This window comes from Microlunatus endophyticus, assembly GCF_014646195.1.
GTDB lineage: Bacteria > Actinomycetota > Actinomycetes > Propionibacteriales > Propionibacteriaceae > Microlunatus > Microlunatus endophyticus.
The window spans coordinates 52,486-69,130 of the sequence record NZ_BMMZ01000004.1 but is presented as its reverse complement, the minus strand read 5'-3'; the positions used below and the strand labels follow the sequence as shown (position 1 = coordinate 69,130).

Below are 16,645 nucleotides of genomic sequence, written 5' to 3'. Positions count from 1 at the left end.
AACAGCGATGGCCAGACCAATGACGATCATCGGAGCCGGCCTCGGCGGCCTGACACTCGCGCGCGTGCTCCACCTGCACGGGATCCCGGCGACCGTCTACGAGGCGGATGCCTCGGCGGGGGCGCGTACCCAAGGTGGACAGCTCGACATCCACGAGCACACCGGTCAGCGGGCGCTCGAGGCCGCCGGGCTGACCGCGGAGTTCCGGGCGATCATCCACGCGGGCGCCGAAGCGACCCGGGTCCTTGACCCGCGGGGCGTGCTGCTCTTCGACGAACCCGACGACGGCACCGGTGGCCGGCCGGAGGCGCTCCGCGGCGATCTTCGCCGGCTTCTCCTGGAATCGCTCCCCGAGGGGACGGTCCAGTGGGGGCGCAAGCTCACCGGCGTGGCTGCGCTGGGCGACGGCCGCCACGGGCTGAGCTTCGCGGACGGCTCGACCGTGACCGCAGAGATGCTGGTCGGCGCCGATGGCGCCTGGTCGAAGGTCCGCCCGGTCCTCTCGTCCGCGAACCCGGTCTATTCGGACATGACTTTCGTCGAGACCTACCTCTACGACGTCGACGAACGCCATCCGGCAACCGCCGCCGCTGTGGGCGCCGGGGTGATGTACGCGCTGAGGCCCGGCAGAGGGATCACCGCACACCGCGAAGCGAGCGGAGTGATCCATACCTACGTCGAACTCGCCCGGTCGGAGGAGTGGTTCGCCGGCATCGACTTCGGTGATGCCGCTGCCGCGACCGCGCGGATCGCCGCGGAATTCGAGGGCTGGGCGCCTGAGCTGCTGGCCCTGATCACCGACGGCGAGCGGCCGCCGGTCGCCCGGATGATCCACGCGCTGCCGGATGATCACCGCTGGAGCCGCGTTCCCGGCGTCACGCTGATCGGGGATGCCGCGCATCTGATGCCGCCCTCGGGCGAGGGTGCGAACCTGGCCATGCTCGACGGCGCCGAGCTCGCGCTGGCGTTGGCCGCCCACCCGGATGACCAGGAGGCGGCCCTAGCCGGTTTCGAGGAGACGATGTTCGCCCGCAGCCGCGACGAAGCCACCGAGGCTCAGGTGATCCAGGAGTTGTGCCTGGGCGAGCGGGCGCCGTACGCGTTCATCGGGTTCATCGGCGGCCACGGCCTGGACTGGGTTCCGGCCTGGGGACAGGCGGTGTCCGACTACCGCGGCGAGGACGACGAACCGGACTTCGACGACATCACCGTACGGATGAGCGTGCCGGCCGGAGTCGGCGGCAGCCAGATCCGAGTGGAGCTCAGCAACCGCTTCGCCGACGGCCCTGTCCGCATCGGGCATGCCGCGATCGGCGTCGGGAGCCGGTTCGTCGGAGCCACCTTCAACGGACAACCGTCCGTGGAGATCCCGGTCGGTGCCTCGCGGTGGACCGATCCGATCGAGCTGAATGTGGCCAAGGGCGACGACATCCTCGTCGACGTCTACCTGCCCGGTCCCACCCCGTACGCGACCGCAGCGGGCTTCCGCTTCGACCGCTCGCTCCCCGGGGACTTCGTCGAATCCCTCCCGTTCCCGCTCGAGGGTTCGGCACCGGCGGCCGTCGACGAGTCCCGCGAGTTCCCGGCGCCCAACACGGGCACGGCCCCGGATGCGGATGCCGAGCCCGATGGGACCGGCTGGTCGCTGCCCGCCGGTGGCCCGTTCCTGCGCACGGTTGAGGTCGCAGGGACCGAGCCGAAGGCGGTCGTCGTGGCGTTCGGCGGTTCCAGCACCGCCATGGGATGGCCGCAGTACACCGCCGACCTGCTTCCCGAGGATGCCGCGATCGCCGTCGTCAACCGCGGCATCTCCGGAAACCGTGTCCGGCTCGACGCGCCACCACAGACCCCCTCCTGGGGACAGGCAGGACTGACCCGCTTCGACGACGACGTGCTCGGAACCGCCGGCGCCACCCACCTCGTCATCGCCTACAACAGCAACGACTGGGGACTGCCCGGCCGCGTCACCGCCATCGAGGAGATGCCCACTCTCGCGCAACTCGTCGCCGGCTATCAGGAACTCATCGATCGTGCCGAGGCGGCTGGAATCACAGTGGTTCTCGCGACGATCACCCCGCTCGCACCCGAGCTCCGCGTCGACGCACACCGCGAAGAACTCCGCCAGGACCTGAACACCTGGATCCGTACGTCCGGCCACGAGTACGTCGACTTCGACGCCGCGATCCGGTCCGACGCCGACCCGTCGCGCCTCGAGCCCCGCTACGCGGCACCGGACCACACCCACCCCAGCATCGACGGGTCCAAGCGCCTCGCCCGGGCTATGGTCGACACCCTCGACCGACTCCAGCTGCTGCCTGTGAGGTAGCAGACGGATTGACCCGTTGCATCTCTCGACAGGGCACGCCAACCCTGGTTGGATCGTTTCATTGCCATTCAAGGGAGAACGGTCATGTCCATCGAGGAGTTGGTCCGGCGGATCGCCGAGCCCGGCATCGAATTCCGGCCGGAGTTGCGCTGGTGGCTGGCCGAGGGCCTGCACACCGACGAGACCCTGCGGCACGAGATCGGCGAGGCGCACCGGCTCGGTTTCGGCGGGATGGAATTCCTCGCCATGGACGAGGCCGCGGTCGACCACAGCAGATACGGCTGGGGCGCCGAGGAGTGGGTGCACGACTCGCAGATCGTGGTCGAGGAGACAACCCGGCGCGGGATGTCGGTCAGCTTCACCTCCGGCACCAACTGGTCCAATGCCAACCTGCCGACCATCGACCCAGACCATGCCGCAGCGGCCAAGGAACTCGACGTCACGATCGAGGACGTGGCCGCCGGGACATCCCGGTCCGGGCCGCTGCCCCGGATCGACCTCGACGCTCCCCTGCCGGAGTCGATCATCCCCGGCCACCGCGGGGTGATCCGCGATCAGGTCCTGATTGCCGTGGTCGCTGCACGGGTGATCGCTGAGACCGACCCGGCCGCGACCCTTGACGTCGAGTCGGTCCTTGACCTGTCGGACCGGGTCGAGGGCGACGAGCTGGAATGGGCAGCACCCGCTGAAGGCCGGTGGCGACTGTTCAACTTCTGGATGCACGGCACCGGGCAGACCGCATCGCCGTCGGCGTCGATCAACTACACGGTCAACTATCTCGACCGGGCGGGTGTTGACGCCGTGATCGACTACTGGGACTCCGTTGTCCTGACTCCTGAGCTTCGCGCCGAGATCGCGAAGAATCCACGGACCCAGATGTACATGGACTCTCTCGAGCTGTCGACCTACGGAGCCGGCGGCATGTTCTGGGGGCCATCAGTGGCCTCTGAGTTTCGGTCCCGCCGCGGCTACGAGATCACGCCCTGGCTGCCCTTCCTGACCCGGTCCGCCTGGATGGCCGCAGCGACGACCTATCACAACGAACCGGCCGACGATCACAAGATCACCGTCGACAAGGTCCGGTACGACTATGTCAGGACCCTGACCGACCTCTACATCGAGAACATGCTGCGGCCGTTCGCGGAATTCCTGCACACGCAGGGAATCAGCTTGCGCTCGGAGATCAGCTACGGATTGCCGTTCGAGCTGACCCGACCCGGCCCGGAGGTCGACGGGATCGAGACCGAGTCTCTGGAGTTCGGTTCCCAGATCGACGCCTACCGGCTGCTCGGCGGCCCCGCACATCTCTTCGGCAAGCAGTATTCGTCCGAGACCGGTGCCACCACCCGCAACCACATGCTCGAACACCGCTTCTACGACCAGATCATCGCCACCCAGTTGGCGGCCGGGATCACCAAGACCGTGTTGCACGGCTGGTCCTCACCGGCCGGCGCGGAGGACACAACCGAGTGGCCAGGTCATGAGGGCATGCTGCCGATGTTCTCCGAGCGCTTCGACACCCGGCAGCCGGCGGCGGAGTTCTATCCGCTGTGGACCGCCGCGCTCGGGCGCTGCCAATACCTGCTCCGGCAGGGCCTGCCACGAATCGATGTCGGCATCCTGCGTACGGATCACTTCACCGACAACGTCTCCGGGGTCGGTGAGGTGGATCTCGACGGACGGCGGGTCCCCGACGAGGAGTCGTACGCGACCCGCGGCATGCGCAACCGGGACAACCGCTGGTGGTCCGACCTCGGCATGCAGGACGCCGGATGGACGTACGAATTCTTCGACGGATCGCTGCTGCTGCGCGGCGACGTCTCGTACGCCGACGGTCTCGTCCAACCGGACGGCCCCGGATATCAGGCCCTAATCATCTACCAGAGCGAACTCGACGCCGATGTCGCCGCGCACCTGCTCGGTTGGGCCCGGGAGGGACTCAGGCTCCTTCTGGTGCACGGAACTCGGGAGGCACGACTGGCGATGATGGGCCACTACATCAGCCACGAACGGGCGGCCGTCCGCACACCGGGACTCGATCATCGTGACAACGAGTTGACCACGATCATCGCCGAGCTGCTGCAGTTGCCGACCGTGGTCGAGATCGACGATCCCGTCGGCACGGTGTCCGCGCTCCGCAGTCTCGGCGTGCAGGGTCGGGCCGAATTCGTACGGGACAATCCGAGCATCCTCACCCATCTGCGGGCGGACGACGACCTACTGCACCTGTACGCGTACCACTTCCTTTACCAGACGGGCGATCCGACCGAGGTCGAGATCCGGCTGCCGGGTCTCGGCACCGCGTCCGCGATCGATGCCTGGACCGGGACCGTTCATGATCGCGATGGAGTGCGGTACGAGGACGATCACACGATCGTCCGGCTCCGACTCTCCCCCGGCGAGACCGCATTGATCACGGTCGATCGCTCGACCGGCGCCGGCCCGGAGACCGAGCCCGAGGCGTACGAACAAGTCGCCGAGATCGCGGACTGGGACCTGACTGTGGAGAGCTGGGATGCCGGAGAGCCGCAGCTGATCACCGAGGATCGCGGGCTGGGCTATGTCAGCCGCGAGGTACGCCCGACCACCGCGATCACGAAGATCAACGCTGGTGTCGGTCCGCTGCGGCCCTGGCAGCAGATCGACGTGGTCGGGGCGGAGGTGTCCGGAGTCGGCGACTACCAGGCCACCGTGCGGCTCGATGATCTTGGCAGCGGAAGATTGCTTCTTGATCTTGGTTCGACCGCCGGCGGTCTCGGCTCAGTGACGGTCAACGACGGGGCGGTGCGTGGGTTCGACACCTCGCGGCCGGTGGTCGACATCACCGATGATCTCCGCCCCGGCGAGAACACGATCCGCGTCAGAGTGTCGTCGTCACTGAACAACCGGCTGCTGGCTCGCGGCTACTACGAGCAGATCCCGGACATCGTGCTGATGTTCGTCGGACGTGAGGGATTCCAGCAGACCCATCCGCGGGACTACGGCCTGCTCGGACCCGTACGACTGCTGCGTCGAACACGCCGAGGTCTAGACTCGCGGGCGTGACTGAGCAGCTACTGGTCTGGATCGACTGCGAGATGACCGGGCTCGACCTTGCCAACGACGCCTTGATCGAGGTAGCAGCGCTGGTGACGGATTCCGAGCTCGAAGTGCTCGGCGACGGTGTGGACGTCATCATCAAGCCGAGCCAAGAGGCGCTGGACCAGATGGGCGACTTCGTCCGTAACATGCACGAGCACTCGGGGCTGCTCACCGAGCTGGACGCGGGTCTGGAGATGCGCGAGGCCGAGGAGAAGGTGATGGCCTACATCACCCAGTTCGTGCCCGAGCCGCGCAAGGCGCCGCTGGCCGGCAACACGATCGGTACGGACCGTTCGTTCCTGGCCCGCGACATGCCGGCGCTGGAATCGCACGTGCACTACCGCAACGTGGACGTCTCCTCGATCAAAGAACTCGCCCGCCGCTGGTATCCGCGGGTCTACTACCAGTCGCCGGCCAAGAGCGGCAACCACCGCGCGCTGGCCGACATCCAGGAGTCCATCGAGGAGCTGCGCTACTACCGCGAGGCACTCTTCGTACCCCAGCCCGGACCGGACAGCGCCACCGCGAAGGCGATCGCACTGCACCATCAGGGCGTGCTGACCGGCGAGCGACCGGCCGCCCCCGAACCCTCTCCTGCGACGGACGCGAAGCCCTCCGAACCGACGCCGGCCTGACCGGTCGGAGCGCCGGAACCGATTTCGGTCCGGACGACCGGTGACGCTAAGATTCACTGGCTGCCGACCGATGGCGTACGCCTCTGGTCGGGCGATGGTGGATGTAGCTCAGTTGGTAGAGCTCCTGGTTGTGGTCCAGGTGGTCGCGAGTTCGAGTCTCGTCATCCACCCCATCTCTTTCCCTCGGGCTCGGTGATCACCAGCCGAGCTCGTGCAGCCGCGCGTCGTCGATGCCGAAGTGATGACCGACTTCGTGCACCACCGTCCGCCGCACCTGATCCACGACCTCCTCCTCGGTGTGACAGATCGCGCAGATCGCGCGCCGATAGATCGTGATGTGGTCGGGCAGGACCGCCGAGTAGCTCGTGGTCCGCTCGGTCAGCGGAATGCCTTGGTAGAGCCCGAGCAGACCCCTCGGACCGCGGTCGTGCTCGACGGTGACGGCGACGTTGCTCATCAGCTCGGCGAGTTCGTGAGGCAGTCCGTCGAGCGCCTCAGCCACCATCTCCTCGAATCGCGAGGGCTCGACTTCGACCACGTACCGATTGTCCCCCGAGCCGGGATGAGAGGATTCAGCCGTGGACTTGAGGATCTTCATCGAACCGCAGCAGGGCGCGAGCTACGAGGACCAGTTGGCGGTGGCGAAGGCCACTGAGGAGCTCGGATTCGACGCACTGTTCCGCAGTGACCATTACATCAACTTCGACGCCGGCGACGGGCTGCCCGGACCGACGGACGCGTGGACGACGCTCGCGGGTCTGGCCCGGGAGACCAGCCGCATCAAGCTCGGCACCATGGTCTCGTCCGTGACCTTCCGCCATCCCGGTGTGCTGGCGGTGCAGGTCGCCCAGGTCGACGCGATGTCCGGCGGTCGGGCCGAACTCGGTCTCGGCGCCGGCTGGAACACGCGGGAGCATGAGGCCTACGGCATCCCGTTCCCGGCCAAGCGGTTCGGCATCTACGAGGAACAGCTCGCGATCATCTCCGGGCTCTGGGCGACTCCCGTCGGCGAGACATTCTCCTACTCGGGAGAGCACTACACGCTGACGGATTCCCCGGCGCTGCCGAAGCCGGTCCAGAGGCCGATGCCGCTGATCGTCGGCGGAGCCGGCAAGAAGAAGACGCCGCGCCTTGCTGCCAAGTACGCAACCGAGTACAACACGGGCTTCGTCCCCTTTGATCAGGTGAAGACCACCCTGGATCGCGCACGTGCTGCGTGCGACGAGATCGGCCGGCCGCAGGGTGACTTGATCCTGTCGGTGCCTCGGACGATTGCCGTGGGTGCCACTGAGGCGGAAGCTACCCGTCGTGCCGAGGCGATCTCCCGGGATCTCGCGGGGCTGCGTCAGGACGGTGTTGGCGGGACTGCTGCCGAGGCGGTCGATCGGATCGGGGCGTTGAAGGAGCTCGGCGTTCAGCGGCTGTATCTGCAAGTGATGGATCACCACGATCTTGATCATCTGGAGTTCATCGCGCGAGAGATCGTGCCGCAGCTGGGCTGACACCCAACCCCCTGCTCGAGCTACTGCGCCGAGTAGTCGGTATCTCTGGTCAGCCGGTTGACGCGACCGCCGATCAGCCACTCGGCGACGACGATCCTGCCGTCGGCTGTGACCGCGACTCCATGTGGGGAGTTGAAGCGGCCTGGTTGCAGCGGGGGACGTACGGTCAGTCCATCGGCCGAAATCGCGTTGGGCCAGCCCGGCCGCGCGGGTGCCTCGTCGTCGGCGCCGATGTAGCCGACGAGTTGATCATCGAGGTCGAGTACGGCTACCCGGGCGCGTAGCTCGGCGATGATCATCTTGTCGTCGGCGAAGGCGAAGGCCGACGGTCCCCGGAGCAGCCCCTCGCCGCAGATGCGTTGGAACCGCCCGTCCAATCCGAAGACCTGCAGCCGTTCGTTGCCTCGGTCGGCGATATAGAGCTCGGGTTCGTCGCGACGGCGATCAATGGTCACCCCGTGCGGGCAGTTGAAGTCGTGGTCAAGTGTCTGCCGGTAGGTACCGTCTGGTGCGTATTCGTGTACCAGGCTGGCCCCGTAGCCGTCGCCCACCCAGATGTTGCCGGTGCCGCCGTCGGCCACCGAGTCCACGATCACCGACGTCGGAGCGAACCGCCCGTCGGTGTAGGCAGGATGATCAGGAACGCCGATCTCCAGGACCAGGCGCCCAGTCAGGTCGAATTCGGCGACCCGGCCATGATCACCGGGAGTGAAGCCCTGGTAGTGACCAGGAGTGTCCGCCACCATCTTGCTACCGGGATCGGCGATCCAGATGTGGTCGCCGTCGGCGTCGTGCGAGACCGAAATGCCGTGCCCTTCGGTCAATCCGGTGGGCCAGTGGTCCACCGGATTGCCGTCGACATCGAAGATCACCACCTCGTCACCGCCGGCCGCGAAGGTCACCACCTGTCCGTCCGAGGTCATCGCCACACCGTGGTGGGCCCAGCCGTCGGCATGGCTCGGGTCGGTCGGAAAGGTGAACCACTGGTAGGTCAGGGTCGGTGCGTCGATGTTTCCGGTCACGCGCTGACCGCCAGTTCCGGATGCGTCGCCTTGATCATCCCGTGCGGATCGAGGACGAACTTCTTCGCTGCTCCATGATCGAAGTCGGCATAGCCCTTCGGGGCGTCCTCGAGAGGAATCGGGGTGGCGTCGACGTTCTTGGCGATCTGCACGCGGTCATGAAGGATGGCCATCATCAACTGGCGGTTGTATTGCATGACCGGGCACTGCCCCGTGTAGAAGGCGTGCGACTTCGCCCACCCGAGGCCGAGTCGCAGCGAGAGCGAGCCGACCTTGGCGGACTCCTCATGCGCGCTGGGGTCACCCGTGACGTACAACCCCGGAATGCCGATCGAGCCGCCGGCCTGGGTGAGGTCCATCAAGGAGTTCAACACACTGGCCGGCATCTCGACCCCGGCGCCGTCCGGCCCGTGTCCGCGGGCCTCGAAGCCGACGGCATCGACCGCGCAGTCGACCTCGGGGACGCCCAGGATCTGCTCGATCTGGTCCTGCGGCTGGCCCTGTGAGACATCGATCGTCTCGCAGCCGAAGCTCCTAGCCTTGGCCAGCCGGTCGGCGTTGAGATCGCCGACGATCACCACGGCTGCTCCGAGCAGGAAGGCTGAAGTTGCCGCGGCCAGACCGACAGGTCCGGCGCCGGCGATATAGACCGTCGAGCCCGTGGTGACTTTGGCTGATACACAGCCGTGGTAGCCGGTCGGGAAGATGTCGGAGAGCATGGTCAGGTCGAGGATCTTTTCCATCGCCCGGTCCTTGTCCGGGAACTTGAGCAGATTCCAGTCGGCGTAGGGGACCATGACGTACTCGGCCTGACCGCCGACCCAACCGCCCATATCGACGTAGCCGTACGCCGATCCCGGTCGGTCGGGATTGACGTTGAGGCAGATACCGGTCTTGCCGCTCTTGCAGTTACGGCAACGACCGCAGGAGATGTTGAACGGCACTGAACAGAGATCACCGACCTTGACGAACTCGACATCAGGCCCGGTCTCCACGACCTCACCGGTGATCTCATGTCCCAGCACCAGACCTTCGGGTGCAGTCGTACGACCACGGACCATGTGCTGGTCGCTGCCGCAGATATTGGTGGCGACGTTCTTCAAGATCACGCCGTGCGGCGTCTTCCTGCCGACATTGGCAGGGTTGACACCCGGCCCGTCTCTCAGTTCCAGGCCCGGATAGTCGATGTCGTGGACCTCGACCTTGCCTGAACCGACATAGGTAACAGCTCTGTTGCCCGCCATACGTGCTCCTCCGCACAGGCCGATGAGTACCTTGTCGGACCCTACCGCTCGATCATCTTGCCTGAGCGACCCGGACAGCCTGTATCTCAACGGCTGTGCGTCAGGTTCGCCGCACATCCTTCAACGGCACCCAGACTCCGGCACCGCGATGCCGCTGATCGTTGATCAGCACGAACACCACCGGCCGCAGCCAGCGGACCGCGCGGCCGGGGATCCACTCCTCGCCGTCGTGCTCCCACACGACTCGGACCTGGACCGGCACCGGTGGGTTCTCGGGGAGCATGGGCGGAATCCCCTGCGGCGGCCATTCGACGTTGACCACCTGCTGGTGGTTCCACTCCGACGGTGCCCCGAACGCCCCGTACCGATGATCCTGCGCCATGGATCGAGTATCGAACATGTGTTCGATCATGGCAAGTTGGTGATCAGCGTCGCCTGGTCAGCGTCGCGTCAGCAGGTGGACGGTGTCCCGGCCGAACGACCAGAATAGACCGACCAGCGCGATCGCCGGCAACAGCTGCCACCCGGCCGACGCGTGGATCGCGGCGCCGAACAAAGCAAGCGCCAACGAGATCCCCTGGCTGATCCCGAGCACCTTGCGCAGCATGCTCACCGGCAGCCGGCCCCGCAGCGCGGGCAGCACCATGCCGGCGAGCAGAAACAGATAACGCATCGCGCCGATCAGCAGCACCCACCAGCCGGCGATGCCGTTGATCCACAGGCCGACCGACAACAGCGCCACCGTCGCAGCATCCGCTTCGTTGTCGAAGATCGCGCCGAACCGGCTCGCCTCGTGCCGGGCCCGCGCGACCCGACCGTCGATCCCGTCCAGCAGCAGACTGACTCCGGCCAGCACCGCGGCGGCAATCATGAGCGGCTGCTCCCGACCGCCAACAGCTACGAGCAGCAAGATGAAAGCGGCGACGGCGATCAAGAGGCGAGAGCCGGTGATCACATTGGCGAGCCCGACCCGACCGACGCCAACGGGGACCCGTGCAGTCGTCATCCCGCTCCCCCTCTGCCAGCCGACAGTCATGGACCTGCTGACCGGTGTACGAGCTAACGGGGCATTCGGTTCAACTGATCATCGGCACGTGATCATCGACCCGGGCCCGCACCTCGGCGGCGGCGTGATCATCAGGTTGCTGGATCGCCTCCGACTCGGCCCTGGCCCGCTCCCGGTAGGCCCGGACCTCGGCAGCCTTCTGGTCCTCGCTCCAGCCCAGCAGGGGCGCCACCAGGTCGGCGATCTCGTCCAGTGCCGCAAGTCCCTGCTGAGGCTCCTCGTAGACGATCCGAGTCCGGCGGGCCAGGACGTCGTCCAGGTGCAGCGCACCCTCGTGGCCGACCGCGAAGGCGATCTCGGCCCGGATGTAGGCGGTCGCGCCGGTCAACGGCTGAGCCATCGAAGGATCGTCGGTGCAGAGCCGGGTGATCTCACTGATCTCGGCGCCATAGCGGTGCAGCAGATGCGAGATCCGCCAGGCGTCCCAGCCGTAGCGGGCAGCCAGCGCAGTGGTGTGCTCGCGGGCGCCGGGATAGCCGACCGCGCCGACCAACGGCACGTTCGCAGTCACCGAGGGAAGCCGTACGGCCCGCTCCCCCAGCGCGAAGTCGACGGCGTCCTTGGCCATCACCCGGTAGGTGGTGAATTTGCCGCCGGCGATCGAGACCATGCCCGGTGCCGGCGAAGCGACGGTGTGTTCGCGGGAGATCTTGGCCGAGACGCCGTCGCCGGTCGTGCCCGGCTGCAGCAGTGGCCGGAGGCCGGCGTAGTGGCCGATGATGTCGTCACGGGTGAGCGGACGGGCCAGCACGGCGTTCGCCTGCTCGAGGACGTAGTCGATGTCGCGGGCCGTGGCGACCGGGTGGGTGACGTCCTCGGTCCACGGGGTGTCGGTGGTGCCGATGATCCAGTAACGCGACCACGGGATGATGAACAGCACGCTGCTCTCGGTCTGCAAGATCAGTCCGACCCGGCCGTCGATGCGTTCCCGGGGCACGACGATGTGAACGCCCTTGGAGGCAAGGACTTTCAGGCTACCGTCGGTCCCGGTGAGCTTCTCGGTCGTGTCGGTCCAGACGCCGGTCGAGTTGATCACGGTCCGCGCCCGGACCTCGAGCTTTGTGCCGGTCTCAAGATCGACGAGCCTCGCACCGACGACCCGGTCGCCGTCCTTGATCAATCCGGATACCTGGGTCCGACTGGCCGGGAAGGCTCCGTACGCCTGGGCCGTACGGACAAGATCGGCGACGAACCGGGCATCGTCGACCGTCGCGTCCCAGTACTGGATCGCCCCGGCAGCCGCCTTGGGATCGAGCCCCGGGAAGCGCTCCATCATCCGGTGGTGACCCATATAGGTGTGCCAGGGCAGGATCCTTCGACGCTGCCCGCGCACCTTTGTACCGGTGCTGAGGCTGGCCAGACCGTCGTACAGGCTGATGCCGGTCTCGACATAGGCCCGTCCGAAAACCCTGTTGTGCAAGGGATACAGGAAGGGCACCGGCTTGACCAGGTGCGGCGCGATCTGGCTGAGCAGCAGCCCGCGTTCGACCAGTGCCTCGTGGACCAGTTTGAAGTCGAACATCTGCAGGTAGCGCAGCCCGCCGTGGATCAGTTTGCTGGACTTGCTCGAGGTGCCGGACGCCCAGTCCTGCGCCTCGACAACTCCGGTCGTCAGTCCGCGGGTCGCCGCGTCCAGGGCAATCCCTGCGCCGGTAACGCCGCCGCCGATGACCAGGATGTCAAGCTCTTGCCCCTCGGAGTTGCTTGCTGCCAACCGTTCGAGGGCCTCGGCGCGTGAGGCGGAGGTCAATCTGCTGTCGATCACGAGCCTGCCTCTGTGCCCTCGGGATGATCAAGAAGCCAGTCGACCTCGGCTACCAGCAGCCGGCACCGCTCCGGGCTGTCGTAGGACTCGAGATTGTGGCCCAGACCGTCGTAGACCGCTTTGCGATGCCCGTCGTCGACGGCCCAGACCATGATCTGGTCCTTGTCGTCGAAGCGGTGCTGCACCAGCGGTATGGAACTGCCGGCGACGTCCAGCTCAGAGTAGCGCTCGTCGAGCGCCGTGATGGTGGACAGTCCGCCGACCGCGGGATGGGTCAGGTGGGCAGGGACGACGTCGAAGGTGAACTCGTTGCGCGGCGGATGATGGGAGGTGCCGCGGATCCAGAGACCGCCGAGCAACCCCTCCCACTCGGTCCAGTCCGGGAATGCATTCGCGACGCAGTGGATGCCGAGGATCGGATGCCCGGCCCGGATCCACTGTCCGAAGTTCTCGAAGGTCGACCGCCAGGTCGCCGCGTCGTACTCCTCCGCCGCGGCCGCTTCGCCCTCACCGCCGCCAAGGTTGAGGACGACCAGGTCGACGTCGTCAAGCCCGGTGAAGGCGTTGGGCGTGGAGTCGCGGATCTCGACCTGATGATCTTGTTCGGTCAACAGCGCGGCGATGCGCGGGGAGGTCTCGGCGAACGGGTGCCACGGGTCACTGAAGCGGCCGACGCCGGCGATGATGCGGATCCTGCTTCCGGTCACATCTCGACCTTAGCGTTCGGATCCGGAGCAGCTGAGCCGGTCTCGCCCGCCAGCTCGAAGTACAGGTGATGGTGCAGCGAGCAGCGGGGATTGAACGCCGCCGAACACGCCGGGCAGCTGGTGGCGACCAGGTAATCGTCGATGGTGAGCAGGTGGCCGCAGACCCCGCAGAGCACCGCCGGATCGGCACGCTGGCTGATCGGCCAGCGACGGACCGGGTGTTCGGTCGCCTCGGCGTGACAGCTGATGCAGGGATAGAAGTCGCCGCAACAGGCGAACTTGATCGCGACCACGTCGTACGGCCCATGCCAGTGCCTGCAGCGGGTCTGGTCGTCAATCACGGCACCGCGAACGGTCGGTCGGCTCATGTCGGCTGCCAGCCGATCAGCTCGCGGGCGTGGCTGATGTCGTACGCACCCTGACTGCCCTCGAACGCGCCCCGGACATCGGTGTCCGGGCAGTAGCGGCGCAGCATGTCGGCGGTCGGCTCGCCGGCCCAGGTCCGGCCGGAGGCGATCACCAACACCGCGTACGGCTCCGAACCCCCGTCGCGCTGCAGCGACTGGGTGCAGGCACGGGCCGCGTCGCCGAGATCGACGAAGCCCCAGAGGTTCTTGACCTCGTCCTCGACCGGCTGTCGCGTGGCCAGCTCGTCCTGTTCGGCGGCGGTCAGAATCCAATGGAACCGCAGCGCGGTGACGGTCATCCCGCGGCGGGCGTACGCCTGGCCCATCCGCTCAAGGAAGTCCTTGGTCAACGCGTACGGGTCGACGTACTGCAACGGACTGTCCTCGTCGACCGGGACGTACGGCTGGTCGATCGGCTCCGGCGACCAGGCGGTGCCATAGATCGAGCCGCTGGAGGCGAGCACCGCCGTACGGATCCCGAGCTTCCAGGCTTCCTCGAGCGCATTGAAGGTCGACATCGTATTGTTGCGGACCAGCTCGGCCGGTTCGTGGCCCTCCGGACTCGGGATCGCCGCGCAGTGGATGATCGCATCGCAACCGCTCAGCGATGCCCCGACCGCGGCCGGGTCCTCCAGATCCACCGTCTGCACCCCGGAAGCAGGCCGGCGATCAACCCCGACCACCTCGTGGCCGTCGTCGCGCAACTGCTCGCTGACCTGCGAGCCCAGCTTGCCTGCAGCGCCGCTGACCCAGATCCTCACGTCTCCCGATGCTAGTGGCCGGTGACGAGACGGCCGCACGGCGAGGGATGGGTGACAATAGCGCCATGCCTCTTCCGGAGACCGCCCTCGCACCGCTCGACGTGCCCGGTTCCCGGCCCCGGCTGGCCCCGGTGCCCAGGATCCGGCTGGCCGCTGCGACAACTGCCGGACGCCTGGCCGCCCGCGCGTCCCGGCTGGCCGGCCGTGGAACCGGCACCGCGATCCAGGGGCAGGTGATGCTCAAGGCCGATCCGCAGGCGCTGGCCAAGCTGCTGCACGGCCGGCGGATCGCGATGGTCTCGGGCACCAACGGCAAGACCACCACCACCCACCTGCTCGCCGCCTCGGTCGGTGCCGCGCTGGTTGACCGGGGATGGGGCGGCCCGGAACGGATCGTGCACAACGCCGACGGAGCCAATCTGCACGGCGGCATCGCCTCGGCGTTGTCCAAGAAGCCCGGCGCCGATATCGCCATCCTGGAGACCGACGAGCGGGTCGTCGCCGATGTCGTACGCCTCGGGCGACCGGAGGTCCTCGTGCTGCTCAACTTCAGCCGCGACCAGTTGGACCGCCACCACGAGATCAAGGCGCTCGCCCGGGCCTGGCGGAATGCGCTGATCAGCGCCGGCGACGAAGGCCCGATCGTGGTCGCCAACGCCGACGAACCGCTGGTGGTGTGGGCGGCAAAGGAAGCCAAGCAGACGGTCTGGGTGGACACCGCGAGCACCTGGTTGCAGGACGCGGTGCTCTGCCCGCAGTGCGGCGGGACGCTGCTGCGAATCGAGGGCGAATTCGGCAAGACCTGGCGCTGCCGGGACTGTGAGCTCGCCGAGCCGACCGCCGACTACCGGGTGCTCGGGGACAAGATCAGTACGCCGGACGGCAGCCTGCACGACCCGCGGCTGCAACTGCCCGGCAAGTTCAACATCAGCAACGCCGCCTGCGCACTGGCCGCCGCCGGGGTGCTGGGCATCGATCCCGATGTGGCGATCGCGGGGATGCAGACGGTCACCTCACCGGCCGGTCGCTTCGGCACCGCACACTTCGGTTCGACCACGGCCCGGCTGCTGCTGGCCAAGAATCCGGCCGGCTGGGCCGAGGCGCTGCCGCTGGTGGCGACCGACACGGTGATCCTGGCGATCGATTCAGCGGCGGCCGACGGTCGCGACGTCTCCTGGTTGTGGGACGTCGAGTACGAACAGCTGGCCGGCCGTCGGGTGATCGCCACCGGCCCCAGGGCGCAGGACCTGGCCGTACGCCTGGCATACGCCGGAGTTGATCATGTCTGTCTTCCTGATCTTGGTCAGGCGGTGGTCGGGCACACCGAACCGGTCGACATCGTCGCCACATATACGCCGTTCCAACGGCTGCGCAAGATGGGAGGCCTGGCATGAGTGCGGCGAGTTCCGGCAGCGACAAGCGCGTCGAGGTGGTGCTGATCTACCAGTCCCTGTTGGGAATCTACGGTGATCGCGGCAACGCCACGGTGTTGATGAAGCGGCTCGCCTGGCGGGGGTACGACCCGGTCCTGCATGTCGTCGAGCCCGGCGATCCGCTGCCCGAGACCGGCGACGTCTACCTGCTCGGCGGCGGCGAGGACGCCGCCCAGATATCAGCGGTCAAGGCGCTCAAGCAGGACGGCAGCATCTACCGCGCGGTCGATCGCGGGGCGGCGGTGTTCGCGGTCTGTGCCGGCTACCAGATCCTCGGCAACACGTTCACGATCGGCGACGACGACACCGTCACCGAGGGACTCGGCCTGCTCGACGTGACCACCCGGCGCGGGCCGGCCCGGGCAGTCGGCGAGTTGCTGGGCCGCTGGATCGATCACTCCGGTGAGGAACAGTGGATCACCGGCTTCGAGAATCACGGCGGCTACACCACGCTCGGACCGGACGCGAAGCCAGTGACACAGGTCGAGGTCGGGATCGGCAACGACGGCACCGGATTCGACGGCGCACAGAACGGTACGGTGCTGGCGATCTACCCGCACGGCCCGGCACTGGCACGCAATCCTGCCCTCGCCGATCACGTGCTGGAGTTGGCATTGGGGACTACACTTCCGCCCATCGACCGTCCGGAAATCACCGAACTGCGGCGGCAGCGTATTGCAGCGGCCCGCTCGTGAC

At 67.2% G+C, this 16,645-nt stretch carries 15 protein-coding genes and 1 tRNA gene; 7 read left to right on the top strand and 9 right to left on the bottom strand.

Translation table 11 applies throughout. The features are described from left to right. Positions 1-7 precede the first annotated feature (7 nt). The 4 genes from IEY07_RS24065 to IEY07_RS09315 all read left to right on the top strand — a co-directional run bounded on the left by IEY07_RS24065 (position 8) and on the right by IEY07_RS09315 (position 6,215). A complete protein-coding gene (locus IEY07_RS24065) occupies positions 8-2,326 on the top strand; it encodes a GDSL-type esterase/lipase family protein (protein ID WP_229669889.1) in 2,319 nt (772 codons plus the stop codon). Positions 2,327-2,410: 84 nt separating this feature from the next. Then, complete coding sequence (locus IEY07_RS09325; RefSeq protein WP_188894943.1) at positions 2,411-5,371, top strand: glycosyl hydrolase; 2,961 nt, start codon at positions 2,411-2,413, stop codon at positions 5,369-5,371. Then, complete coding sequence (gene orn, locus IEY07_RS09320; RefSeq protein WP_268239196.1) at positions 5,368-6,042, top strand: oligoribonuclease; 675 nt, start codon at positions 5,368-5,370, stop codon at positions 6,040-6,042. Before IEY07_RS09325 ends, orn begins: the two co-directional genes overlap by 4 nt. A gap of 97 nt (positions 6,043-6,139) precedes the next feature. Next, positions 6,140-6,215, top strand: a tRNA-His gene (locus tag IEY07_RS09315). Positions 6,216-6,238: 23 nt separating this feature from the next. Here the strand turns inward: IEY07_RS09315 and IEY07_RS09310 are convergent. After that, positions 6,239-6,580, bottom strand: a complete 342-nt coding sequence (locus tag IEY07_RS09310) for a metallopeptidase family protein (protein WP_188894942.1) — start codon at positions 6,578-6,580, stop codon at positions 6,239-6,241. A 40-nt stretch (positions 6,581-6,620) separates the two neighbouring features. Here IEY07_RS09310 and IEY07_RS09305 point away from each other — a divergent pair, with 40 nt between their 5' ends. Further along, complete coding sequence (locus IEY07_RS09305; protein ID WP_188894941.1) at positions 6,621-7,544, top strand: LLM class F420-dependent oxidoreductase; 924 nt, start codon at positions 6,621-6,623, stop codon at positions 7,542-7,544. Between the two features lie 20 nt (positions 7,545-7,564). Here the strand turns inward: IEY07_RS09305 and IEY07_RS09300 are convergent, their stop codons facing one another. The 8 genes from IEY07_RS09300 to IEY07_RS09265 all read right to left on the bottom strand — a co-directional run bounded on the left by IEY07_RS09300 (position 7,565) and on the right by IEY07_RS09265 (position 14,516). Further along, the gene (locus tag IEY07_RS09300) at positions 7,565-8,566 is read right to left on the bottom strand and encodes an NHL repeat-containing protein (RefSeq protein ID WP_229669888.1); all 1,002 of its coding nucleotides are present in this window, start codon (positions 8,564-8,566) and stop codon (positions 7,565-7,567) included. After that, the gene (fdhA, locus tag IEY07_RS09295; protein ID WP_188894940.1) at positions 8,563-9,810 is read right to left on the bottom strand and encodes a formaldehyde dehydrogenase, glutathione-independent; all 1,248 of its coding nucleotides are present in this window, start codon (positions 9,808-9,810) and stop codon (positions 8,563-8,565) included. The genes IEY07_RS09300 and fdhA overlap by 4 nt, the downstream gene beginning before the upstream one ends. A 100-nt stretch (positions 9,811-9,910) precedes the next feature. Then, positions 9,911-10,192: a hypothetical protein gene (locus IEY07_RS09290; RefSeq protein ID WP_188894939.1), complete on the bottom strand. Its 282-nt coding sequence runs from the start codon at positions 10,190-10,192 to the stop codon at positions 9,911-9,913. Between the two features lie 57 nt (positions 10,193-10,249). After that, on the bottom strand, positions 10,250-10,816 hold the full coding sequence (locus IEY07_RS09285; protein WP_188894938.1) for a CDP-alcohol phosphatidyltransferase family protein: 567 nt from the start codon (positions 10,814-10,816) through the stop codon (positions 10,250-10,252). Positions 10,817-10,886: 70 nt separating this feature from the next. Beyond that, complete coding sequence (locus IEY07_RS09280) at positions 10,887-12,641, bottom strand: glycerol-3-phosphate dehydrogenase/oxidase (protein WP_188894937.1); 1,755 nt, start codon at positions 12,639-12,641, stop codon at positions 10,887-10,889. Beyond that, a complete protein-coding gene (locus tag IEY07_RS09275) occupies positions 12,638-13,348 on the bottom strand; it encodes a ThuA domain-containing protein (protein ID WP_188894936.1) in 711 nt (236 codons plus the stop codon). The genes IEY07_RS09280 and IEY07_RS09275 overlap by 4 nt, the downstream gene beginning before the upstream one ends. Next, a complete protein-coding gene (locus tag IEY07_RS09270) occupies positions 13,345-13,716 on the bottom strand; it encodes a CHY zinc finger protein (protein WP_188894935.1) in 372 nt (123 codons plus the stop codon). Before IEY07_RS09270 ends, IEY07_RS09275 begins: the two co-directional genes overlap by 4 nt. Further along, on the bottom strand, positions 13,713-14,516 hold the full coding sequence (locus tag IEY07_RS09265) for an NAD-dependent epimerase/dehydratase family protein (RefSeq protein ID WP_188894934.1): 804 nt from the start codon (positions 14,514-14,516) through the stop codon (positions 13,713-13,715). The genes IEY07_RS09270 and IEY07_RS09265 overlap by 4 nt, the downstream gene beginning before the upstream one ends. A 236-nt stretch (positions 14,517-14,752) precedes the next feature. Between IEY07_RS09265 and IEY07_RS09260 the strand changes: the two genes are divergently transcribed. Both IEY07_RS09260 and IEY07_RS09255 read left to right on the top strand, forming a co-directional pair. Then, positions 14,753-15,910 (top strand): Mur ligase family protein, encoded by a 1,158-nt coding sequence (locus IEY07_RS09260; protein ID WP_229669964.1) that lies wholly within the window; start codon positions 14,753-14,755, stop codon positions 15,908-15,910. Then, positions 15,907-16,644, top strand: coding sequence for a type 1 glutamine amidotransferase (locus IEY07_RS09255; protein ID WP_188894932.1), 738 nt, complete (start codon positions 15,907-15,909; stop codon positions 16,642-16,644). The genes IEY07_RS09260 and IEY07_RS09255 overlap by 4 nt, the downstream gene beginning before the upstream one ends. Position 16,645 lies beyond the last annotated feature (1 nt).